Below are 23,048 nucleotides of genomic sequence, written 5' to 3'. Positions count from 1 at the left end.
CCTAATTTATCGTTGTCAAATGCAGGAGAAGCGCCGTCAGTCACCCTCCTTATCATCTTCCTCGTCCCCTTTCATATTATTTCGTACTGAGCTGGCTAAACGACCTCCAGCGGTTTGGCTTATACGCTCCCCGGCCATATCTCCCACTCCCTTAATCAAATTAGCGCCAGTATCCGCTGCAACGCGGCCCGCTTTTGCAACACTATCCTTAAAGCCGCCAGAGGATTCGCCATTACTAGAAGATTGGTCGGAAGCTTGGGAGAAGGAGCCAGCCTCGTCAGAGTCACCTCTACCGCTAAATGCACTGCTAAGGCTCGACATAACGTCAGTATTGTTCGCTACGTTCTCACCTGCTTTTGTAAATGCAGCCTGAATAGCAGAAGCACCGCCGGCGGTAGCCATTGCTGCACTAGCAGCCATACCACCAGTGGCAACAGCCGCTCCGGCCACCGCCCCAGCACTAATGCTGCCAGCACCCGCCGCCGCGCCACCTCCGGGAACTAGGCTAGCAACCACATTGGGAACAGAGTGAATAAGCATTACGAGAACCAGTGAAACGACAAAGATCACCAGCAGTTCACGCATAGGAGCATCATTGGATAGATCAGCATAAAAACCGTCCATTATCGACATGGCGATGCCAATGAGCAAAGTCATTGTCATCAACTTCAAAGCGACACCCAATACGCTTTTGAAGTAGTTGATTGCTATATCTGAAGTCCAACGCGAACCACCAAACCCCAGCACGAAAACACCGGCATATATCAATATCCAAGCAGTTACCAAGGCCAACAACACATTAGCCGCCACAACCGCCATACATGCCAAAATTGCTAGCGTGATGAAGAAAAGAGACAAGTTATCTATAGGGCTTGTGATGCTGTAATACTCACCTGCTTTAACAATAATGTCGAAAGCAATGCTGATAGGCTCTGAGGGGGTTAGGTCTCTCGGAAGGCCACCGGCTTGAGCACCGATCGTTCTCAACGAGTCGATGATTGACGTCGCAAAGTCTGGGCCGTTTCTGAGTAACCAGAGGAAGAAACCAAACGTCAGGATAAAGCGCATAAACTCGGCAAAGAACTCCCTTATATCCGCTTGTTTAAGGAGCAAAGTACCGCCAGTCCAAACAAGAGATATAGTACCCAGCGTCCAAAACAGCCACACGGCATGGTTTGTAATTACCGTGCTCCAAGTAGCACTAGCGGTCATGAAGCGCACGGCTACCTCATCCAAGACACCATTAGGCTCAATGGCCGCCGACGCAGTTTGCGAGGTCAGTAACACAGCTAGTAGCATCACAAGTCGAATGAATATCTTGCTCATAATTAGAACCCCTTATTCTTGGAACGATCCGTGCGTTCGCCCATATCCCAAAGACAGTTCCCTTCTTCCCTCAGATCTTTCGTCAGGTTCGGGTTATTACAGTTGATCGTTGTAGACTTTGGCCCTCCATCCTCACCACACCCTACCAGAACGAAAGATGCCAGCACGCTGACGATAAAAACTCGAATGATATTCTGCATGATTAGAACCCCCTATTTTTTGAACGGTCGGTAGGCTCTCCCATATCAAATAACCTTTCACGGGACGCTTGATATTGAGCTTCGCGGTCGGCTTCCACCTGCATTCGAGAACCAACAGCATTCTGCTGAGCAATTAACAAACTACGGATTTGAAGGAGTTGGTTGACCTGGTTACTAGCAAGCTGGTTGGCATAGCCAATAGCAGCTAACTGACCATCTGCTCCCTGAGCTGCTGACTGTAATCGGTGCAGCTGACGAGCGTCAGCCTGCAAGTTTTTATGCTGTAGCTTCAAGCCTTCAAAGAGAGCATCGTTGGCTGTTTTCTGGGATTCGGACGCCAAGCGACGGTTTTCTTCCATCTTCGCTTGTTCTGCAGGCGTACAACCTCCAGATCCATTGAAGCAAGGTGAACTGCGGTAGTAGGCCACATCCTGGAATTTGCTTAGGTAAGCATCAAGGCTACCAAGCTGGTTTTGATAATAAGCAAGCGTATTGGTGGCATGAGTTAAATCATCAATCGTCGATTGTGCCTGGTCCCAAATATAAGCCACTGGGGCCATAGTGTTTTGCAGCTGGTTTTCATACTGCTGCAACTGAGTTTGGTACTGTTGGATCTGCTTGGCTGTTTGAGTGACAGACTCCATTGCTGACATAATATTTTGTGTCAGGTTCGTTCCATCAACAACCGGAATTCCAGCTACTACCGGTATGGGAGAGATAAATGCTAATGAAATAGCGGCCGTAGTTATTTTAGCCGCTAAAATACGTACGTTGTTCATAATTGAGTGCCCTTAGTATTGTCGTGACTAAGTTGCACCCACCAACCTGTATCGGCCTAAAATCTATAGATATGAGCCTTTACCCCTACTGAAAATCAGCGGTGAATGTGGACCTCTACAAAGATAGGTTGTCACTTTCTATCCTGGCGTCCGACCTGCGCGACACCTTAAAAACGCGCGGCCTCAGATCTTTGAAACATAGGTGTCATTCCCCTTAAAGCTGGTTAGGAGTTCCAAGGGTTAAAGTCGATAATTAGAGGCCTCGTAGAGCAGGATACCGTTGAGCCCGAAGGTGCGAATAAAGGACGAGTGAAATAGGAACCATCAACTTGTTGGTGGGCCTACTTCACCTATCCTGCCCGCACTTCGGCCCTGTTTTCACCACTAAAACACCTGCATTGGTCCTTGCAATTATCTGTAATGTTCTGCTTAAACTTGCAGAACAATAACTATCCTTTAAAAACAAAGAATTAAAGAAAAAAACGGCGTGTTTATAGTCATAAAATAGCGTTTTAACTCGATTATTTTTCTCCAGTCACTAAATAGAAAGCTCAAATTTCCTATCCCCCTCCTTGTTTGAGCAAGTGACCGCCCCCCAAATGTCAATGAAAATTGAGTTCGACACAACCAAATCACCACACCTCCTTTAATTTCAATTAGTTAAATAAAGGCAAAAGGCTGCTTACCTCCTTTCATTGACACTTTCAGCCAATCCACATGTTAGAATATTTTAAGTATTGTCTCCCTTCGGTCGGTTTGTACTCCAGGAAAGAAGAGCTCTTTAGAATCTCGCACCTTCACCTCTTGGCGTTAAACCAACGGCCTATGGCCGTTCGATAAAGCCATAGGGCTTTATCACTTGAAGGTGTAAAGCCCGTATAAAACGGGCGGTTACACCGCCTGAATATCCTGAGATATACTGAATATCCTGACCAAGAGACAAAAAATCGGGCCTCTGTGAGTCATAAACGGGCCGCTGCGAGGACCTTCCGGGCCGCTGTGAGGTGCTATCGGGCCGCTGCGAGTCGTTTAACCCGATTTTCGGCATTGATCTCTATGCCGATGCAACGCAACTTATCTATATCTTCTTTTATCCTCGTCCGGTGATTGCTCATAGTCTTACTGCTTACTTGATCACCGCTCACTGCCTTGATAAGCGTGTCTAGATGCCAACCTCCGGCGGGATCGCACTTATGTGTGAGTACAAAGCGAGCAACAGCTTGGCTAATCCCATATTGCAACCTAGCAATAAGTGTTGGCTCATAATAAAGAAACAAGTCCTGTTCCAGCAGCATTACCAAAGCTACTCCTAACCGGACACGCCACAGATTCCGCTGGCCTCCAGTCAGCGGGTTATGTCGAGTCATAGAAGACGGAACAACATGGTCAACTAAACCGCCAATGATACGCTCTCCCGTCAACTCCAGCTTCGGAGTAACAATTTCAACAGTAGCGGCTCGCAATTCACAAACTAGTTTTTTTAGTCGGTTATCACTGTATTGATGCTCGGATAAAATTCGACGCAACTTTGCTGGATCAACCAGCAGCTCGACACCGCCGTCTGAAATATCGCGTCGACGCTCAGCCAAGTACAGCATGGACTCAACAATATCCGCATGGCGCTGCCCTAACCTACCTGTAACCCGACAGCGACCAAATCGGGTTTCCATCCATTCACCCTTACGCTGTAATGGCTTTCGGCTAGGCTGATAGATCATAACTCGAGCCTGTAACACCGTGCTGGTAGGTGCAACCTTGTTACCAGTTGTCATCAACATTCCCTACCACAGTTTTATGCTTTATCGCTGGCTGCCTTTTTCTCCGTTCCAGAACAGCAGGTTTAAGTACACCGCCATCATGTCGTCTAAACCAACACTCAGAAAATGGGTCACCGTAATTAGCTTTACTCACCCCAAAACGGACAAAATATTTTCTCTGGATGCTCTCAACACCCAATTTTTCTGCTTCAGCGGGAGTCATACTTGCGAGATAGGCTTGCCAGCGGATATTGTCGACTAACACTGACGAGCCTCGGCTGGCTTGCTGATGGTCTCCAGCCCCCATCATCACCGCTCCTTTGTTGGAATGATGTAGAAACACAATGGAGCAATCCGTTTCAGCGGCAATAGTCTCCATTCGCCCGATTACCTGTGCCATAGGTCCACTGGCATTCTCTTCTTCAATATGGAAGCGACGCAGAGTATCCAGAATCATGAGTCGCCTCCCCTCAGCAACCTGCCTGATGCCTTCGAACCATTCTGAAGTCATTATGTCAGGACACCTACCAATTAATGGCTCAATAAGCAGACTTTGGGCTACCATTTGTTTTTGTGTGGGAGAGAGGTATGTTCCCAAAACGTGTAATCTATGATGAATAGCAGTAGTCGGGTCCTCGGCAGGCAAATAGGCCACTGAGCCATTAGCCAAATCACCTATGCCCAGCAAATCCGGCCCTCCCGCTATCTGTGCTGCCAATTGAAGGGCCAGCATTGATTTACCTACGCCGCCAGGAGAAACAATGGATCCTACGGTTCCCGCTGCCATATTGGGCAGCACGTAATCAATCGGTGGAGGCAGTTCATTAAATGCAGACATCAGATCAAGTCCCATATTTTTAGCCTCCTATAAAATACCCAGGTCTCTTAGCCTGAATTCGAGATCTTCTACGTTCTTCAATCCATTTCTCAATTTCAGCTAAATCCCAAGCTACATTTCTACTTGTGAGAACAATACGGCGTGGAAATTCACCCCGTTTCTCCAAGTTGTAAATAGTCCGGTCTGAGAGTGGAATCATTTCCAGAAGTGCTTTCCTATTAATTAGTGTCTTATGTGCCAGTGTTTGCATTTATTTGCCTCCTAATACCAGAAGAGACTTTAATAATAACAACAAAATTAAATTTTAAAACATAAAATAAACACCAATAAACTAAAAACAAAAATATCATTTTCAATAATCACGATATATCGAAATTAAATATACAATATATCGAAAATAAAGAAACAAATTAAAAAACAGTAATCATAAATATTTATTTAAAATGGATTTTAGCTGCTAAAATCAAACCTAAAACTATTCCATTTGAAGTTCACATCATTAACCAAATTCACACTTTAAGTTAAGAGGTAACTCTTATGGAAAAGTTATCAAAAAATTTAGCGGCTAAAATTTTTATAAGGCAGCCTCAGCGGTGGTTACAAGGATGGAGTCAGTATCTTTAGAAGTAATCCAGTGGTTTTAAGCTAGTACATCTCATGTCGACTCAACACATATCTCTTTACATTTGATAATTAAATGTTCGTTAAACGGTATAGAGGAAAGTAGATGGTTTATTCCATCAATAATTGCTCAACTTTGACTAACAATTAAATATACATTCAGTTCTAATGATATATAAGGAATCTTAACGGCCATTTTTTAAAATCACAAAAATTTGAATTAATTTCCTTTTAAAAGGACATAAACACACAATGTATTTGTGTCCTTTTTATCAGTAAATATTAGGATAGATTTTTATTTAAATAAGAAAATTTTTAGATCGAAAAGTAAAAACTCAGAATACCTCAATACTTCATAACCGAAGAAATGGTGGAAATTTTGGTAATAATACTTAACCGTAGCTAAGAGCTTTAAACTGTTCTGCCATATAAGTTACGTTAAAAATGGTTTAATACTCAACATAACTCAAATTAGGCCCAACCAGAACTAGCGATATAAAATCCTTTACATCCCACTACTAACATAAAATTTAAAAATTATTATCTACAAGGACGCAATAAAATAGAAAGCAATTAAAACTTTTGACCGGTCCACTCATCTATCATATCAGCCCAGTCCTGTAGCATTGATGCTCTTTGTTCTCGATACTCAGCTTTGTTGTAAACGGCCCTAACCCCTTTCTGTTCGTGCGCCAGGCATTTTTCTATCCAATCAGTGTTGTATCCAGCTTCATGCAGCAGTGTACTCGCTGTTCTACGTAGGTCATGAGGCCCAAACTTACTTAGTGACTGCCCATCCTTCTGCGCAGCCTTATACGTTAGAGCCAATACACGATTCATTGTCGCACTGCTCATTGGGGCATCGGAGTCATAACGAGAAGGAAGAATGTAATCAGATCCACCGGCAAATGTCTTCAAGGCGATCAAAATATCCATCGCCTGGCGTGACAAAAACACCAGATGCGGGTTACGTCGTTTCATCCTTTCTTTAGGGATTGTCCACAACGCTTCGCTAAAGTTAATTTCACTCCAAGTTGCATTGGTTAACTCGCTTTTACGTACCATAGTCAGCAAAAGCAACTTTACCGCAGCACGAATCGAAGGCGTGGTTCCTACCCTTTCCATATAGCGGTACATCAAACCGATCTCAGCAGGTGTTAATGTTCGGTCTCTTGGTTCAAATCGAGCGATACTTGCAGGCCTCACCAAATCTGCCGGATTCTCAACTTTCTGCCCTCTCTCAATTGCCCACCGATACACCTGGAGTACAATATCACGCGTGTGTACAGCCGTTGCGGGCGCGCCACGCTCTACTATCGCATCAGTCAGTGCTCGCAGATCTTCATGGGTGATTTCGGTCAGCTTCTGATTGCCAAATTTGCCCTCTAACTCTCGTGCATAGACTGAGCGACGCATATCCCGGGTAGAATCGGCCATCTGATAGCCACGCAGCCATTTCTGAGCCCAGGCACCAAAGGTTTCAGCATCTTTCGTTCTCGCCTTAGCACGTGCTTTCTCTTTAGCCGGTGACTTTCCATCAGTAACCATTCGCTTCGCTTCATTGAGACGCTCACGCGCTTCAGCTAACGTGATGCCTCCTACTCCATAACGACCAAAGGTAATAGTTTCTTGTCTGCCATTGATCGAGTAGTTGTAGCGAAAAGAGATAGAGCCTGCGGTAGTGACAGCAACATAGAGGCCATCACGGTCATTGACTTTGTAAAGTTTATCTTTGGGTTTGAGATTGCGTAGCTTTGTATCAGTCAGCATGTTTCGACCTATTATTCTTGTTTGATACCATGCTGAAAAACCTCTAAAAAACTAGAGGTTAATCCATAAAAAACAGATAGATATATAAATTTAATACCATGCCCCATCAAAAACACTCAGCATGGTATCGGGCGTAATCCATGGCATTACCGATGAATCATACCCACCAAAATACCACGGTCAAACCGTGCTTGGCGTTGCCAGACATTGCCAAAAATGACTAACCCAAAAACAAAAAAAGTCCGCAATTACGCGGACTTAAGTATGATTTGGTGCCTGTTAATGCCAGACCTTTCTTAAAGGAGCATTATTCCCACTCGATAGTTGCTGGTGGCTTACCAGAAATATCGTAAACAACACGTGAAATGCCGTTAACTTCGTTGATAATGCGGTTAGAGACTTTACCTAGGAAGTCGTATGGCAGGTGTGCCCAGTGAGCAGTCATGAAGTCGATAGTTTCTACAGCTCGTAGAGATACAACCCAATCGTACTTACGGCCATCGCCCATTACGCCAACAGAACGCACTGGTAGGAATACCGTGAATGCTTGAGATACTTTGTGGTAAAGGTCAGCAGCGTGAAGCTCTTCAATGAAGATAGCATCAGCACGACGCAGCAGATCACAGTACTCTTTCTTGATTTCACCAAGAACACGAACACCTAGACCCGGACCTGGGAATGGGTGGCGGTAAAGCATGTTGTATGGAAGACCAAGTTCTAGGCCGATCTTACGTACTTCATCTTTAAACAGCTCACGTAGAGGCTCAACAAGGCCCATTTCCATATCATCAGGAAGACCACCAACGTTGTGGTGAGATTTGATTACGTGTGCTTTACCCGTCTTAGAAGCAGCAGACTCGATTACGTCTGGGTAGATAGTACCCTGAGCAAGCCATTTAGCATTCTTCAGTTTCTTAGACTCTTCATCGAAGATATCTACGAATACGTGACCGATGATCTTACGCTTAGCTTCCGGTTCAGCTTCACCTTCTAGCGCATTAAGGAAACGATCTTCAGCATCTACTTTGATGATGTTTAGGCCAAACTTGTTACCAAACATATCCATAACTTGCTCTGCTTCGTTCAAACGAAGAAGGCCATTATCTACAAATACACAAGTTAGTTTGTCACCGATTGCACGGTGAGCAAGCATTGCAACTACAGATGAATCAACGCCACCAGAAAGGCCAAGGATAACTTCATCATCACCTACTTGCTCTTTAATACGAGCAACCGCATCTTCGATGATGGATTCAGAAGTCCATAAACGCTCACAGCCGCAAACGTTAAGAACAAAGTTCTCAAGCATTTTAAGACCATTCTTAGTGTGCGTTACTTCAGGATGGAATTGCACGCCATAGTACTTCTTCTCTTCATTTGCCATCGCAGCATATGGGCAAGTGTCTGTTGCTGCGATCTTTATGAAATCAGCAGGAATCTCAACCACTTTGTCGCCGTGGCTCATCCAAACATCTTGCGTCGCTTCAAGGTTAGCAAATAATGCTGAATCACCCGTAACCTGAACCGCGGCGTAGCCGAATTCACGCTCGTTAGAACCTGCAACTTTACCACCAAGCTGTTCTGCCATGGTTTGCATGCCGTAGCACACACCAAATACAGGAACACCTGAATCAAATACGTACTGAGGTGCGCGCGGAGAGTTCTCTTCCGTCACACTTTCAGGTCCACCAGATAGGATGATACCGTCTGGATTGAATTCACGAATATCCGCTTCTTCTACGTCCCAGCTCCAAAGTTCACAGTAAACACCGATCTCACGAATACGACGAGCAACTAGCTGTGTGTATTGAGAACCGAAGTCCAGAATTAGAATACGTTGGTCATGAATATTTTTAGTCATTGTAAGCAGTCTTATTGGCTATGTGATAAAACGGAGGCGAGTTTACTCACCTCTGATTAACTCTTCAAGAAATAAAGCAAACGTTTTCGTTGGTTATCTGTAAGACGATGTTTTGTGAGAACCACTCTCTAAACAAAACAGGCTTTAGATAAAATAATGTGCCGACTAACTCGGCACATTATTCAAACGTTTGGACGTATTATTAACCTAAACGGTAGTTAGGTGCTTCTTCCGTGATTTGAACATCGTGTACGTGAGATTCTTTCATGCCCGCACCAGAGATACGAACAAACTCAGCTTTAGTACGCATGTCTTCAACAGTTGCAGAACCCGTTAAGCCCATGCTTGAGCGTAGACCGCCCATCTGTTGGTGAACGATCTCTTTTAGACGACCTTTGTATGCGATACGACCTTCAATACCTTCTGGAACAAGCTTGTCTGCAGCGTTGTCAGATTGGAAGTAACGGTCAGAAGAACCTTGAGACATAGCGCCAAGAGAACCCATACCACGGTAAGACTTGTAAGAACGACCGTTGTAAAGGATAACTTCACCCGGTGCTTCTTCAGTACCAGCGAACATTGAACCAACCATCACACAAGATGCGCCAGCAACGATAGCTTTACAGATATCGCCAGAGAAGCGGATGCCGCCATCTGCGATTACTGGAATACCGTATTCGTTTGCAACTTCAGCTGCGTCTGCGATTGCTGTTACTTGAGGAACACCAACACCAGTAACGATACGAGTCGTACAGATTGAACCAGGGCCGATACCAACTTTAACTGCACTAACACCTGCTTCGATAAGAGCACGAGCGCCAGCCCCCGTTGCTACGTTACCACCGATGATTTGTAGATCAGGGTATGCAGCGCGAGTTTCGCGGATACGGTTAAGTACGCCTTCAGAGTGACCGTGTGAAGAGTCGATGAGTAGAACGTCTACGCCAGCTTCAACTAGAGCAGCAACACGCTCTTCGTTACCAGCACCAGCACCAACAGCTGCACCTACACGTAGGCTGCCGCGCTCATCTTTACAAGCGTTTGGTTTACGTTCTGCTTTATGGAAATCTTTTGCTGTGATCATTCCAGTAAGTTGGAAGTCATCATTTACAACAAGAACTTTTTCAACACGCGCTTCGTGCATTTTCTCTTGAACTTCTTCACGAGTTGCACCTTCTTTAACAGAAGCAAGGCGAGCTTTAGGCGTCATTACTACATCAACTTTCTTAGAAAGGTCAGTAACAAAGCGAACGTCACGGCCAGTAATAATACCAACAAGTTCGTTTGTTTCAGTAACAACTGGGAAACCGGCAAAGCCGTGTTTTTGGGTAAGGGCTACAACATCAGCGATTGTCGCGTCAGGGTTTACAGTAACAGGGTGAGAAACCACACCTGCTTCGTAAATTTTAACCTGGCGAACCATTTCAGCTTGCTGTTCAATAGACATGTTCTTATGAATGAAGCCGATTCCGCCTTCTTGTGCCAGTGCAATCGCTAGGCGAGCTTCTGTCACAGTATCCATCGATGCAGAGATCATTGGGATGTTTAGGGAAATATTCTTCGTCAGCTGAGTGCGAAGATCAGCTGTATTAGGGAGAACGGTGGAGTGTGCTGGCACTAGCAGTACGTCGTCGAATGTCAGCGCTTCTTTGGCAATTCTTAGCATTTGCAATATCTCACAATAATAGGAGTAAAAAGAAACAATCCAATCTCATCGTTTCGCCTAATGAGGGCAGCCAATTAAGGAAAATTCAACTGCATTTGGATTAGATATTGCGGACGGATTATACGGCCAACGAAATCGCTTGGCTACACATTTTTGTATTTTTAATTTGCATTTACCCCCTTGCTATGTATTATATTGCCGCTATCTTCCATACTCACGCCCTGTGAGATTCCAAGAAAGACCTTCCTTCAAGGAAAGATAGTGCTCCTATGACTAATCCAAACATCTTTACTGTTTCTCGCCTCAACTCAGAGGTTCGTCTCCTATTAGAAAACGAAATGGGAATAGTCTGGCTCGTTGGTGAAATCTCAAACTTCTCTGCACCTGTCTCTGGTCACTGGTACCTCACGCTTAAAGACTCTCGCGCTCAAGTTAAGTGCGCTATGTTTCGTGGCAATAACCGTCGTGTGACTTTTAAGCCTCAGAACGGTAATCAAGTTTTAGTCAAAGCACGTCTGTCTCTTTATGAGCCGCGTGGTGACTATCAGCTAATCATCGAAAGCATGCAGCCAGAAGGTGATGGTAAGCTTCAGCAAGAGTTTGAAAAACTGAAGATAGATTTGGCATCTGAAGGCTTATTTGCTCAATCGAGTAAGCAGACTTTGCCAGAGCATCCTAAATGTGTAGGTATCATTACTTCCAAAACGGGCGCAGCACTGTTTGATATTCTCGATGTGTTGAAAAGACGCGATCCTTCATTGCCAGTTGTCATTTATCCAACGATGGTTCAAGGTGAAGAAGCCGCGATTCAAATCGCCCAAGCGATTGGACGAGCTAACGAACGCAATGAATGTGACGTATTAATTGTTGGTCGTGGCGGTGGCTCGTTAGAAGACTTATGGTGTTTCAATAACGAGATAGTAGCTCGCACGATTAAGGCAAGTCAGATCCCAATCATCAGTGCTGTTGGCCACGAAATTGACGTCACTATAGCTGATTTCGTCGCAGATATGCGTGCACCAACGCCGTCAGCGGCAGCCGAACTGGTTAGCCGTGATAACAGCCATAAAGAACAAACTTTCGCGTCTAAACGTGCTCGCTTGGTCAGTGCGATTCGTCATGTGTTAATCAAACAAGCGCAATCAACTCAAACGTTGAAATACCGCTTAGAGAAACAGCACCCGAGCTACCAGCTACAAAAGCAAAGTCAGCAACTTGATGACTTAGACATACGTTTACGTCGTGGTATGACCCAATACTTAAAGCAACATGCACAAGGTATTGAACGTAAACAGCATCAGCTTCAGTTGAACTCACCAGTGAAACGCCTTGGTGTACAGAAGTTACATTTACAGCGTTCTGAGCAAAAGCTTCTGGATGCGATGGATAAGACGTTACTAACGACTCGCCACCAGCTAGCTATGGCTGCAGAGAAGTTAGAGACAGTGAGCCCACTGGCAACCTTGAAGCGAGGCTACAGCATTACCCATTCAACATCAGGCAATACCGTGTCATCAATTAATGATGTCGAACCAGGTGAAGTGATCACTACTCAAGTTGAAGATGGTGTAATTGAGTCACAAGTGACAACAAGAGTCGCGAAGAGCGAGCTTTAGATTCGACTCGAACGTTAAAAGCCCTTTAAAATCAGAAAGCCCTATCGATAATCGACAGGGCTTTTTTCTGTCTAATCGCTTAGAAAGAAAACGAACGGATTTAAACTCTACTCCCTATTCATGATTCACGACTCAGTCGTAGAATGCTCCTTCATGGTGAGCATACCTTCCGTCACAATAAAGTTGATGATGAAATCTAAACCTTGGCTCTCTTTTAGGTTGGTGAACACGTATGGTTTGGTTGGACGCATGCGTTGTGTGTCTTGCTCCATCACCTCAAGTGACGCACCTACATACGGTGCTAAATCGATCTTATTGATAACCAACAGATCAGAACGTGTAATACCCGGACCGCCTTTACGTGGGATCTTCTCCCCTTCCGCTACATCAATCACGTAGATAGTCAGGTCGGCTAATTCAGGGCTGAACGTAGCACTGAGATTGTCGCCACCACTTTCGACGAATACCACATCGAGGTTCTTGTGCAGCTTAGCCAGCTCTTCTACGGCAGCTAAGTTCATCGAGGCATCTTCACGAATCGCCGTGTGCGGACAGCCACCCGTTTCAACACCAATGATACGATCCGGTTCTAGCGCTTCTGCTCGCGTGAGTATCTTTGCGTCTTCTTGGGTGTAGATGTCGTTGGTTACCACAGCAATGTTGAGCTTGTCGCGAATAGCTTTACATAGCACCTCTAACAGCGCTGTTTTACCAGACCCTACTGGGCCGCCAATACCAATTCGAAGGGGTTGCTTATAACTTTCCATTGTCTACTTCCTTATATTCTTTTCACTACACCGTTCGAGCTGACCGCTACGAACGAAATAGTCTCGTGTATTGTGTTTCGTGCAGTGAGCTTGCTAATGCCATTGATGGCAAAAAGCTGCCTACCATCCAATCTTCTATCACGCGGGCCTTTTCGATCACCTCAGGAAAGGTGTTGGTGATGTTAATCAATGCCAACTGCCCGTCGGTTTGCCCTAAAGGCACCAGTTTCACGCCTGCGGTAACGATATTTTCAAGCCAACTCCATAAGTAACCCTGCTTGAGACTTTCTAAATCAATGCCCCAATGCTGGGCTGCCATACACATGCCCAACAATTGGTTTGGGTGACTATCAACAGAGTCCACCAGCGAAATATCGATATCTAAGCGCTTCAACAAAGTATTTAATGCCTGCCCACGTTGCTTCTCTTCCGCTCGCAATTCACTGGTTTCACGGCTTGAATACAAGTAGTTACACCAATGCTCAATCTCATCGAGTTCACCTTTTTCTAGCGCGTGATAAAGGCGATCTAAGATAGGTAACTCCAAGGTCGCGACACTAGAGCTGACAATGGTATTAAGCCACTGTTCCATGCTATCGCGATTAGTCACCCACCCCGCCTCAACCGCCAGTTCTAGCCCTTGCGAATAAGTGAAGCCACCAATCGGCAACGACGGACTGATCAATTGGAACAGACGATAAATTGCGACATTTTCTGTTGTGGTCATACTCTTGTTCTTTGTCCTCTAGAATCGAAAAGTTCGAGAGCTTACGCACCTAACAGTAATAGTGCGCTTACTGAAGCCACGCCGACCGACATCCATTTAGAGTAAACCGCGCGGCCAACAAACGTACCGATAACCATTAATGCCAAAGCAGTGATGCTCATACCCGTTGCAAATTGAGTCAGGTTGCTCGCGGCTTCAACGCCGTGTGCGTAACCATGGAAAAACAGCATTGCAATCGAAGCGACTAACACGCTGTTTACACGCTTGGTGGATGGTGAGAATACGTGCCATAAACATAGGCTGACGACGAACAGAGAAGCGATGATTGCCGGTTCAACTATTACAGAGAAACCTAGGGCTTGGCCTGCGATAAGCCCCACGACCAATGAAGCTAATCCGCCGCCAATCAGAGCGGCTTTTATCTTGGTTGAAAATGACAGTGCGCCAATTAATAGACCAAAAGCGATCAGCATGATCAGGTGATCCATACCTGTCACAGGGTGAGTTAAGCCAGACATAAATGAGTGAGACTCATGAACCGAATGCGAACCGTGCCCCGGGTGAGCCAAAGCCAATGTTGATGTAGTTAGAGAAGCTATTGTGAAAGTGCATAAGCCTGCTGCTGTTTTAAAGTTCATCGCGTAATCCTTGCGTTTATAGTTATTAAGATCGTTGTTATATAAGCGTTTAGTTTTAGTGAGTCATCAATGACTCGATTAGTGATGGTGGTGATGTCCACCAGAGCGACCACCGTATGCGCCACCTTCTGGTTCAAAGGGTTGTTTTTCGGTCGTCACTGTCGCACCCAAACCTTCAACCATTTCGTCCAAAACATGGTCGTGTTGATAGCGCACCCAGCCCGCCTCGACTTGCAGTGGTACATGTCGGTTACCAAGGTGGTACGCAACACGAGTTAACAAATGCGAGTCTTCACAGTAAACGGTTGAAACGGTTTCCGGTGCCGCTTTCACTTCGACGACTAAACCACATTCACTTGAGAGTTGTTCGCCACCACGCAAGATATGACCTCGTGGTAGAAACAGGCCGGCATTGCGCCCGTCATCTAGCATCACCTTAAGGCGGCTTTTGATGCGGCTATCGATCGGCAGGCTTAGAAAGCCATCTGGAGTCGTGTTCAACTCGGCTTGAATTTGAGTAAGTTCAATCATGCTATTACCTCAATCTCCTTGTGAGATTTATAACGTTCAAAATAAGAGCCTTCAGCTCGCAGTTAAAACAAAAAGTATCTTTGAGCCATTGGCAGCTCTTCAGCAGGCTCACACGTCAGTAATTCACCATCGGCGCGCACTTGATACGTCTGAGAATCCACCTCAATCTTCGGCATCCAATCATTGAGCTTCATGTCGGCTTTGCTGATGTTTCGGCAGTTACTTACTACACCAATCAAGCTCTGCAGACCCAACTGTTTGTCGATGTTCTGTGCCTTGGCTTCTTTAGAGACAAACAACATCGATGTGTTCTGACACGCCTTGCCGTAGCTACCAAACATAGAGCGATAGTGAACTGGCTGAGGGGTTGGGATTGAAGCGTTTGGGTCACCCATCGGCGCCATGGCGATCATGCCGCCTTTCAAAATCACGCTTGGTTTCACGCCAAAAAAGGCTGGCTTCCATAGAACTAGGTCAGCTAATTTCCCGGCTTCGATCGAACCGATTTCATGAGACATACCATGAGTGATCGCAGGGTTGATGGTGTACTTAGCGACATAACGTCTTAAACGGAAGTTATCGCTGTAGTCTGAATCTTCTTTTAGGCTGCCACGCTGCACTTTCATCTTGTGTGCGGTTTGCCAAGTACGTGTTACCACCTCGCCTACGCGCCCCATCGCTTGTGAATCAGAAGCGATCATCGAGAACGCGCCCAAATCATGAAGAATGTCTTCAGCGGCAATAGTTTCACGGCGGATACGTGACTCGGCGAACGCGACATCTTCAGCAATTGACGGTGAAAGGTGATGACAGACCATCAACATATCTAAATGCTCATCGACCGTATTGACCGTATAAGGTCGCGTTGGGTTGGTAGAGGAAGGCAGAACGTTCGGCTCACCTGCGGCGCGAATAATATCGGGAGCATGACCACCACCGGCACCTTCGGTGTGATAAGTATGAATCACACGATCACCGATTGCGCCAAGCGTCGATTCAACAAAACCAGATTCGTTCAGAGTGTCGGTATGAATCGCGACTTGTACGTCCATCTCGTCAGCAACGCTCAAACAGGTATCGATTGAAGCGGGAGTGGTTCCCCAATCTTCGTGCAACTTCAAACCCACTGCGCCTGCCGCTACTTGTTCACGCAATGCTTCTGGCTGACTGGCATTGCCTTTGCCTAACAAGCCAAAGTTCATCGGGAATTGATCGAGTGACTCTAGCATGCGGTGCATGTTCCAAGGCCCCGGCGTACATGTGGTCGCGTTGGTGCCGGTGTTTGGCCCTGTGCCTCCGCCAATCATGGTTGTCACACCTGACGCCAATGCCTCTTCAATTTGTTGTGGGCAGATAAAGTGGATGTGTGAATCAATGCCACCAGCCGTCAAAATTGAACCTTCACCTGCTAAAATTTCCGTGCCCGGGCCAATCACAATATCAACGCCTGGTTGAACATCTGGGTTGCCCGCTTTGCCCAATGCCTGAACTCGACCATCTTTGATGGCGACATCGGCTTTTACGATTCCCCAGTAGTCCAACACAATCGCGTTAGTGATCACCAAGTCAGGTGTTTCGGCACTTGGACGTTGGCTTTGCCCTTGTCCATCACGAATGACTTTACCGCCGCCGAACTTCACTTCGTCGCCGTATACCGTGTAATCCTTTTCAACTTCTAGCCATAAATCGGTGTCAGCAAGACGCACTCGGTCTCCGATTGTTGGCCCAAACATTTCGGCGTAAGCCTGTTTGGATATCTTCGCCATGTTCAATCCTTTGTTGTTTTTATTGTTTCCGTGAGAGCGCTTAGAGCTTGCCCATCACCTTTCCTTGGAAGCCGTAAATTTCTAACTTACCAGCGTAACGTACTAACTCGACGCTGCGCGACTGACCCGGCTCAAAACGGGTGGCGGTGCCTGCAGGGATATTGAGTCGAAAGCCTTTAGTGCTTTCTCGGTCAAAGATCAGCGAAGGATTTGCTTCATAGAAGTGGTAATGAGAGCCAATTTGAACGGGACGATCGCCAATGTTTTGCACCTTAATGGACGTCGTGTCGCGGCCTTTATTGAGAGTGATGTCACCGGAAGCAGTTTCGACTTTTCCGGGAACGAATCCTGAGTATTGCTTTGTGGAACCAGCCATATTACTTCTCCCTACACGATAGGTTCATGAACGGTCACCAGCTTGGTGCCATCAGGAAAAGTGGCTTCGACTTGTACATCAGGGATCATGGAAGGGATCCCCTCCATAACGTCATCGACAGTAAGCAGTGTGCGTCCAAAATCCATCAACTCTGAAACGGTTTTACCCTCACGGGCACCTTCAAGAATGGCACTACTGATCAGTGCAATAGATTCTGGGTAGTTAAGTTTTAAGCCTTTTTGTTTGCGCTGCTGTGCCAGCATTCCTGCGCAGAAGATAAGTAGCTTATCTTTTTCTCTTGGTGTTAATTCCATTTAGCCGCCCGCTGTTAGTGTTGTTTCTTAGTGCTCAAAAACGCATGAGCAGTAAGTGGGATTCAAGCACAGCAAGCTTGAAAAATGTACCTAGAGCCGGAAGTCACCCTAGGTACAAAAGGGCTAATCGCTAAGTCGCCCAAATCCTTGGTAAATCAGGAGTCGTACCACATAAATGAGAGCGAGTTGCTTGCCATATCTGACCAAAGGCCTGGAGGATGTCTTCACTCCAATTACCCAAGGCTCGCACCACAATCAATCCTTCTATCTGAGTCGCACCCAATATTAATGTGGGTTCACTCGACGTTTTTGATGTGACTGATTGCTGTGAAGCTTGCTGTGTAATAGATAAGAGCAAGCTCTGTACCAACTCTAAACCTTGCTTCTCATTTGAGGTGATATAAAAGGTTCCCATCATTGAATAATTAAGTAACCCCATATTTATCATTAACTTATCGCCACCGTGAAAATTAAAACCTTCAGTAAGAAGCCTTTGATTATCAAGGTAGATTTCCGTTTTCCCTACAAGGTGACCACGCTCAAATCCCTTATTCTGTGCAGGTCGCCCAAAACAGTGCATCTCCCAACCCCAAAACTGTGCACCCTTTTCAAGGCGAATTTCAGTGTCTAGACGAACGTGTGCATTGGGAAAAAAGATGTTCTCTTGCGGCATCCACTCTAAACGTGCGCCTTTCTTCACTCGAAGGGTTTGCTTCTGCTTGGCGTACTTGTTGTTAGAACGATAGAACTTGGTCGCACCGGGTGTGGTGATCAACGCATGAGCGCCGCTTTCGATGGTCGCTTCAATATTGAGAGTGTCACCACCTACTACTCCGCCGGGGGGATGAAGTAAGTAGGTGTGACACGTTTCCCCATCAGGATACAGGGGGCGTTGCACCGCAAGCGGACCAAACTGCTGACGATTCTTTAATACGGTTTTATCACCGCGGTCGACAAAGGTGAGGTTTAAGCTCGCCTGCCAACCGTCTCTAATATCTTGTTCAATGGTTTCATTCAGAGACAAAACTCCCGTTAAAGAAGTATTTATTGCTTCACTCGAAGAATATAGAGAGCTCATACGGTTAGGTACTCCTTAATCAAAGACTCATTGAGCCCTGTCATTTCACCTTCTGCGACCTGACGACCACGGTCGAGAATGCAAAATCGGTCACCGACCTTTCTCGCAAATGGCAGCTTCTGTTCAACAAGCAGAACGGTGAGTCCCATCTTCTCGTTGAGCATACGAATGATGTCACCAATTTCTTGCACAATATTAGGCTGAATACCTTCAGTCGGTTCATCCAAGATCAACAGTTTTGGATTAACCACCAGCGCACGCCCAATCGCCAGTTGCTGCTGCTGACCACCAGATAAGTCACCTCCGCGACGATGCAGCATCTCTTTTAATACTGGGAATATATCGAAGATGAACTCAGGGATCTTACGGTCGCCCTTTTCTCGAATCGGCAAGCCTACTTCTAGGTTTTCTTGAACCGTGAGCATCGGAAAGATCTGACGACCTTGCGGCACATAACCGATGCCTTGGCGAGCACGATCTTCAGCATCGGTTTTCAAAAGCGACTCGCCCGACAATGAGATGTCACCGCTTTCGACCTTAACCAACCCCATGATGCATTGCAGCAACGTGGTTTTACCGACTCCATTTCGCCCCATTAGCACCGTGCATTTACCTTCTGGGATCTGCATATCCAAATCCCACAGCGTATGGCTCTCACCGTAATATTGATTAACTGATTTAACCTCTAGCATCCTATTCTCCGAGATAAACTTGTTTAACTTCAGGGTGAGCCTGCACTTGATCCATCGTGCCTTCAGCCAACACATGACCTTGATGAAGCACGGTGACATGGCTGGCAATTGAACGAACGAAATCCATATCGTGTTCAACCACGACCACTGAGTGCTTTCCTGCCAGTGAGTTAAGTAACTCAGAAGTACGGTCCATCTCTTGGTGAGTCATCCCTGCAACGGGTTCATCCACCAGCAATAGCCTAGGGTTTTGCATCAATAACATGCCTATCTCTAACCACTGCTTTTGTCCGTGAGACAGGTTACCTGCCAAATTCGCCGCTTCGTCTTTTAAATGAATCAACTCAAGCACAGAGGTCAGTTTGTCTTTCTGTTCACCAGACATCACAGCAGTGAAAGTTGCCCACACTGAACGGTCACCGGCCATGGCTAATTCAAGGTTCTGCCACACAGTTAAACACTCAATCACGGTCGGTTTTTGGAATTTACGCCCAACGCCTGCATTGGCAATTTCGGCTTCATTCATCTTCAATAAGTTGATGTTCGAACCCAACCACACCTCGCCAGTGTCCGGCTTAGTTTTACCTGTGATGATGTCCATCATGGTGGTTTTACCTGCCCCATTAGGGCCGATGATGCAGCGCAGTTCGCCCTCTTTGATATAGAGGTTGAGATCATTTATCGCTTGGAAACCATCAAAGCTTTTGTTGACGCCTTCGACATACAACAGCACGTTATGTCGAGTATCGATGGCAGGATGAATATCGGGTTTGAGGTAATCAAAGACTTCGTCTCGACGAGTGAACGCCTGAACCGATTCCTTTACGCTATTAAATGTGGTCATGCGATCACCTCCTTGGCCTTATGCTGATCATCCTTATCTTTATCTTGGTTTTTCCCATTTGATGCCTTGCGCAGCTGCTGCCACCTTTCACTAACAAAGCCAATCACACCTTGTGGGAAGTACATGGTTGAGAGTACGAATAGTCCACCCAGAGCAAACAGCCACACCTCCGGGAATTCAACCGTAAACCAGCTCTTGGCGTAGTTGATGATCAATGCCCCGACAATGGCGCCAAACAGAGTGGCACGACCGCCTAAGGCAACCCAAACCACAATCTCAATCGAGTTAAGAGGAGCAAATTCTCCCGGGTTAATGATGCCAACTTGAGGCACATATAAAGCCCCAGCAATACCCGCGATAACCGCTGAAAGAACGAAGACCCACAGCTTGATGCCATCGACGTCGTAGCCCATAAAGCGAGTGCGAGATTCCGTATCACGAATCGCTAATGCCACACGGCCTAATCGACTGGTCACCACCATACGACACGCGATGTAGCTGAGAATGAGTGCAACGCCAGTCGCGACAAACAGACCAATCTTGACCGCATCACTCTGCAAGCTCAGACCAATAATGTCTTTGAAATCCGTCAGTCCGTTGTTACCACCAAAGCCCATCTCGTTGCGGAAAAATGCCAGCATCAATGCGTAAGTTAACGCTTGAGTCATGATAGAAAGATATACCCCTGACACGCGAGAACGGAAAGCAAGATAACCAAACAAGTAAGCCAACGCGCCCGGCACTAGCACCACCATCAAGCAAGCGAACCAGAACTGATCGAAGCCCTGCCAGAACCACGGCAACACCGACCAATCAAGGAACACCATAAAGTCAGGCAGGATTGGGTCACCATAAACCCCACGGTCACCAATCTGACGCATCAAGTACATGCCCATCGCATAACCACCAAGCGCAAAGAAAGCACCGTGGCCGAGGCTCAATATTCCGAGATAGCCCCACACAAGATCGAGCGCCAACGCCAACATTGCGTAGCTCAGGTATTTCCCCATTAGTGAGATAGTGAAAGTCTCGACATAGAGCGGGTGCCCACTTGGTAACATGGTGTTAGCCAGTGGGATAAGAATGACGGCCGCAAGAATGGCAAGGATGGTCAGTTGTCCACCTTTGTCACCACGCATCGCCGAAAGTACAAATGATTTTGACTGCATGATGTTGTCCTTAACCTTCAGCCGCACGACCACGTTGCGGGAACAGTCCGCGTGGGCGTTTTTGAATAAATAGAATGATGAAAACCAGTACCAGAATCTTGGCGAGAACCGCACCAGCCCATGGTTCTAAAATCTTATTGAATAAACCAAGGCTTAAGCCTGCGACTAGCGTGCCCCACAAGTTGCCAACACCGCCAAATACCACCACCATGAATGAATCTATGATGTACGCCTGTCCCATATTTGGGCCAACGTTGGTCAGTTGAGACAGCGCCACACCCGCGACACCCGCAACGCCAGAGCCTAAACCGAAGGTCATCGCATCAACTCGCTCAGAACGAATCCCCATCGCACGAGCCATGCCACGGTTTTGAGAAACCGCACGAACCTGCAAGCCTAATGGTGTCTTTTTCAGAACCATTAATAAGCCCATAAACACCAAACCACAGAACAAGATGATATAAAGTCGGTTATAGGTCAGGGACAACATTGGGTTCAATTGAAGTGCGCCAGACATCCATTCAGGCGTGCTCACTGAGCGGTTCAAAGGAGAGAAAATAGAACGAACGGCTTGCTGCAAGATCAAGCTAATACCAAAGGTCGCGAGTAAGGTTTCCAATGGGCGACCGTAAAGATGACGAATTACACTTCGCTCAATCGCAATGCCCACTAAGCCAGAAACAATGAATGCCGCTGGGATGGAAAGTATCAACGCTAGGCCAATATGATTCGGCATCAACAACTGCAATACATAGGTGGTATAAGCGCCAATCATGATCAGCTCGCCATGAGCCATGTTGATAACGCCCATCACACCAAAGGTAATCGCTAAGCCAATGCCCGCCAGCACCAATACAGAACCTAAGCTCAAGCCGAAGAATACCGTTTCCACACCCGAATAGAGTGATTGGCTTTGTTGATAATCGTCCATCGCACGCTCTGCCGCTGCCAAGACTTTTGGATCTTGTTCGCTGTTGAGCAGTTGATTCAAGGTTTTGAGTACCACCGAATGTTTGAAGTCACCGATTCGCTCAATCGACGTGACTCGGTCTTCAATGGTTACGCTTTGATCAAGGGCGGTATAAATAGCCAATGAGAGATCCATCAGCTCTGCCACTTTGCTATCTGATTCGTTGGTTCTGAGTTCAGCGATGCGTTCGATGATATCAGCGTCTTTGGTACCTAACAGATCCAGAACCGCTTTATAGCGCACATCAGGATTACTGCTGTTCAGTCCAATCGAGGCGATTTCCCCGCGCAAGATCCCGCGAAGTTTGTTATTCACGCGAACCTTTTTAAACTGTCTCGCATTCTCGATATTCAGCGTTGAATCATCCCATACAGACAGAGCTGACGTCGCTGTTTTGATACTTTGAATGAGGTAGAGCTGTTTGTACTGCTCGCTCTGTTTCTCATTAAAGTAGTAAAGATCTCCGTTTAACCAGCCATCCAAAATAGGTTTCGAAATGTCTCCCGTCTGTGCCTCAATCACCCAATCGATAGCCAATTCTTTATCCGATGTTTTCTTACCAACTAGCGCCTTGGTAAAGCTAGCTTCATCCGTTATTCCAGCAAAAGCCAACTGAGCACTGACTGCCATGAGCAACAGCGCTTTAAATACGTTTAATACGTTTTTCATCCCTGCTTCCTTAACCAACCAAGTTAGATATTGTTATTTTTACTTGGAGGATGTGTGGATAGTGGTTGTTACC

21 protein-coding genes are annotated in these 23,048 nt (G+C 46.2%); 1 reads left to right on the top strand and 20 read right to left on the bottom strand.

Features of this window, described 5'->3' with window-relative positions; all coding sequences use genetic code 11:
• Positions 1-36 precede the first annotated feature (36 nt).
• The 8 genes from trbL to guaB form a co-directional block, all read right to left on the bottom strand.
• Complete coding sequence (trbL, locus tag ACED48_RS05870) at positions 37-1,326, bottom strand: P-type conjugative transfer protein TrbL (protein ID WP_017056222.1); 1,290 nt, start codon at positions 1,324-1,326, stop codon at positions 37-39.
• Between the two features lie 202 nt (positions 1,327-1,528).
• Positions 1,529-2,305, bottom strand: a complete 777-nt coding sequence (gene trbJ / locus ACED48_RS05865; RefSeq protein WP_017056220.1) for a P-type conjugative transfer protein TrbJ — start codon at positions 2,303-2,305, stop codon at positions 1,529-1,531.
• Between the two features lie 1,007 nt (positions 2,306-3,312).
• Entirely contained in the window at positions 3,313-4,077 is a 765-nt protein-coding gene (locus ACED48_RS05860; RefSeq protein ID WP_017056219.1) for a hypothetical protein, read from the bottom strand.
• The gene (locus tag ACED48_RS05855) at positions 4,064-4,915 is read right to left on the bottom strand and encodes a helicase RepA family protein (protein ID WP_017056218.1); all 852 of its coding nucleotides are present in this window, start codon (positions 4,913-4,915) and stop codon (positions 4,064-4,066) included. The genes ACED48_RS05860 and ACED48_RS05855 overlap by 14 nt, the downstream gene beginning before the upstream one ends.
• Before the next feature lie 4 nt (positions 4,916-4,919).
• Positions 4,920-5,150 (bottom strand): AlpA family transcriptional regulator, encoded by a 231-nt coding sequence (locus ACED48_RS05850; protein ID WP_017056217.1) that lies wholly within the window; start codon positions 5,148-5,150, stop codon positions 4,920-4,922.
• Positions 5,151-6,094: 944 nt separating this feature from the next.
• Entirely contained in the window at positions 6,095-7,291 is a 1,197-nt protein-coding gene (locus tag ACED48_RS05845; protein WP_017056216.1) for a site-specific integrase, read from the bottom strand.
• 307 nt (positions 7,292-7,598) lie between these two features.
• The gene (gene guaA, locus ACED48_RS05840) at positions 7,599-9,152 is read right to left on the bottom strand and encodes a glutamine-hydrolyzing GMP synthase (protein WP_017056215.1); all 1,554 of its coding nucleotides are present in this window, start codon (positions 9,150-9,152) and stop codon (positions 7,599-7,601) included.
• A 202-nt stretch (positions 9,153-9,354) separates the two neighbouring features.
• Positions 9,355-10,818: an IMP dehydrogenase gene (gene guaB / locus ACED48_RS05835; RefSeq protein ID WP_017056214.1), complete on the bottom strand. Its 1,464-nt coding sequence runs from the start codon at positions 10,816-10,818 to the stop codon at positions 9,355-9,357.
• A 269-nt stretch (positions 10,819-11,087) separates the two neighbouring features.
• Here guaB and xseA point away from each other — a divergent pair, with 269 nt between their 5' ends.
• Positions 11,088-12,434, top strand: a complete 1,347-nt coding sequence (gene xseA, locus ACED48_RS05830; RefSeq protein WP_077680726.1) for an exodeoxyribonuclease VII large subunit — start codon at positions 11,088-11,090, stop codon at positions 12,432-12,434.
• Between the two features lie 125 nt (positions 12,435-12,559).
• On the opposite strand, the gene ureG is transcribed toward xseA, so the two are convergent.
• From ureG to urtB, 12 genes are all read right to left on the bottom strand, one after another.
• Positions 12,560-13,201: an urease accessory protein UreG gene (ureG, locus tag ACED48_RS05825; RefSeq protein WP_017056211.1), complete on the bottom strand. Its 642-nt coding sequence runs from the start codon at positions 13,199-13,201 to the stop codon at positions 12,560-12,562.
• 46 nt (positions 13,202-13,247) lie between these two features.
• Positions 13,248-13,928: an urease accessory protein UreF gene (locus ACED48_RS05820; RefSeq protein ID WP_017056210.1), complete on the bottom strand. Its 681-nt coding sequence runs from the start codon at positions 13,926-13,928 to the stop codon at positions 13,248-13,250.
• 41 nt (positions 13,929-13,969) lie between these two features.
• Positions 13,970-14,566, bottom strand: a complete 597-nt coding sequence (locus ACED48_RS05815) for a HupE/UreJ family protein (RefSeq protein WP_017056209.1) — start codon at positions 14,564-14,566, stop codon at positions 13,970-13,972.
• A gap of 78 nt (positions 14,567-14,644) precedes the next feature.
• Complete coding sequence (gene ureE, locus ACED48_RS05810) at positions 14,645-15,097, bottom strand: urease accessory protein UreE (protein WP_017056208.1); 453 nt, start codon at positions 15,095-15,097, stop codon at positions 14,645-14,647.
• A gap of 62 nt (positions 15,098-15,159) precedes the next feature.
• Entirely contained in the window at positions 15,160-16,863 is a 1,704-nt protein-coding gene (gene ureC, locus ACED48_RS05805) for an urease subunit alpha (RefSeq protein WP_017056207.1), read from the bottom strand.
• Positions 16,864-16,903: 40 nt separating this feature from the next.
• Positions 16,904-17,239: an urease subunit beta gene (locus ACED48_RS05800; RefSeq protein ID WP_017056206.1), complete on the bottom strand. Its 336-nt coding sequence runs from the start codon at positions 17,237-17,239 to the stop codon at positions 16,904-16,906.
• 11 nt (positions 17,240-17,250) lie between these two features.
• A complete protein-coding gene (gene ureA / locus ACED48_RS05795) occupies positions 17,251-17,553 on the bottom strand; it encodes an urease subunit gamma (protein ID WP_004735119.1) in 303 nt (100 codons plus the stop codon).
• Between the two features lie 130 nt (positions 17,554-17,683).
• Positions 17,684-18,631, bottom strand: a complete 948-nt coding sequence (locus tag ACED48_RS05790) for an urease accessory protein UreD (protein WP_017056205.1) — start codon at positions 18,629-18,631, stop codon at positions 17,684-17,686.
• On the bottom strand, positions 18,628-19,323 hold the full coding sequence (urtE, locus tag ACED48_RS05785; protein ID WP_017056204.1) for an urea ABC transporter ATP-binding subunit UrtE: 696 nt from the start codon (positions 19,321-19,323) through the stop codon (positions 18,628-18,630). The genes ACED48_RS05790 and urtE overlap by 4 nt, the downstream gene beginning before the upstream one ends.
• A 1-nt stretch (position 19,324) precedes the next feature.
• Positions 19,325-20,167, bottom strand: coding sequence for an urea ABC transporter ATP-binding protein UrtD (gene urtD, locus ACED48_RS05780; RefSeq protein WP_017056203.1), 843 nt, complete (start codon positions 20,165-20,167; stop codon positions 19,325-19,327).
• On the bottom strand, positions 20,164-21,336 hold the full coding sequence (gene urtC, locus ACED48_RS05775; protein WP_017056202.1) for an urea ABC transporter permease subunit UrtC: 1,173 nt from the start codon (positions 21,334-21,336) through the stop codon (positions 20,164-20,166). The genes urtD and urtC overlap by 4 nt, the downstream gene beginning before the upstream one ends.
• Before the next feature lie 10 nt (positions 21,337-21,346).
• Positions 21,347-22,975, bottom strand: a complete 1,629-nt coding sequence (gene urtB, locus ACED48_RS05770; RefSeq protein ID WP_017056201.1) for an urea ABC transporter permease subunit UrtB — start codon at positions 22,973-22,975, stop codon at positions 21,347-21,349.
• Positions 22,976-23,048: the final 73 nt, after the last annotated feature.

It is taken from the genome of Vibrio sp. 5S239, assembly GCF_041439575.1.
Lineage (GTDB): Bacteria > Pseudomonadota > Gammaproteobacteria > Enterobacterales > Vibrionaceae > Vibrio > Vibrio kanaloae.
The sequence above is the reverse complement of the archived record's forward strand: the minus strand, read 5'-3'. Positions and strand labels throughout refer to the sequence as shown.

Coding starts and splice junctions, on each gene's coding strand:
- guaA (WP_017056215.1), bottom strand. CDS start 9,152: ATGACTAAAAATATTCATGACCAACGTATTCTAATTCTGGACTTCGGT.
- urtB (WP_017056201.1), bottom strand. CDS start 22,975: ATGAAAAACGTATTAAACGTATTTAAAGCGCTGTTGCTCATGGCAGTC.
- trbL (WP_017056222.1), bottom strand. CDS start 1,326: ATGAGCAAGATATTCATTCGACTTGTGATGCTACTAGCTGTGTTACTG.
- ureC (WP_017056207.1), bottom strand. CDS start 16,863: ATGGCGAAGATATCCAAACAGGCTTACGCCGAAATGTTTGGGCCAACA.
- ACED48_RS05790 (WP_017056205.1), bottom strand. CDS start 18,631: ATGAGCTCTCTATATTCTTCGAGTGAAGCAATAAATACTTCTTTAACG.
- ACED48_RS05815 (WP_017056209.1), bottom strand. CDS start 14,566: ATGAACTTTAAAACAGCAGCAGGCTTATGCACTTTCACAATAGCTTCT.
- ureA (WP_004735119.1), bottom strand. CDS start 17,553: ATGGAATTAACACCAAGAGAAAAAGATAAGCTACTTATCTTCTGCGCA.
- urtE (WP_017056204.1), bottom strand. CDS start 19,323: ATGCTAGAGGTTAAATCAGTTAATCAATATTACGGTGAGAGCCATACG.
- guaB (WP_017056214.1), bottom strand. CDS start 10,818: ATGCTAAGAATTGCCAAAGAAGCGCTGACATTCGACGACGTACTGCTA.
- ureG (WP_017056211.1), bottom strand. CDS start 13,201: ATGGAAAGTTATAAGCAACCCCTTCGAATTGGTATTGGCGGCCCAGTA.
- ACED48_RS05820 (WP_017056210.1), bottom strand. CDS start 13,928: ATGACCACAACAGAAAATGTCGCAATTTATCGTCTGTTCCAATTGATC.
- xseA (WP_077680726.1), top strand. CDS start 11,088: ATGACTAATCCAAACATCTTTACTGTTTCTCGCCTCAACTCAGAGGTT.
- ACED48_RS05800 (WP_017056206.1), bottom strand. CDS start 17,239: ATGGCTGGTTCCACAAAGCAATACTCAGGATTCGTTCCCGGAAAAGTC.
- ACED48_RS05855 (WP_017056218.1), bottom strand. CDS start 4,915: ATGGGACTTGATCTGATGTCTGCATTTAATGAACTGCCTCCACCGATT.
- trbJ (WP_017056220.1), bottom strand. CDS start 2,305: ATGAACAACGTACGTATTTTAGCGGCTAAAATAACTACGGCCGCTATT.
- ureE (WP_017056208.1), bottom strand. CDS start 15,097: ATGATTGAACTTACTCAAATTCAAGCCGAGTTGAACACGACTCCAGAT.
- ACED48_RS05850 (WP_017056217.1), bottom strand. CDS start 5,150: ATGCAAACACTGGCACATAAGACACTAATTAATAGGAAAGCACTTCTG.
- ACED48_RS05845 (WP_017056216.1), bottom strand. CDS start 7,291: ATGCTGACTGATACAAAGCTACGCAATCTCAAACCCAAAGATAAACTT.
- urtD (WP_017056203.1), bottom strand. CDS start 20,167: ATGACCACATTTAATAGCGTAAAGGAATCGGTTCAGGCGTTCACTCGT.
- urtC (WP_017056202.1), bottom strand. CDS start 21,336: ATGCAGTCAAAATCATTTGTACTTTCGGCGATGCGTGGTGACAAAGGT.
- ACED48_RS05860 (WP_017056219.1), bottom strand. CDS start 4,077: ATGACAACTGGTAACAAGGTTGCACCTACCAGCACGGTGTTACAGGCT.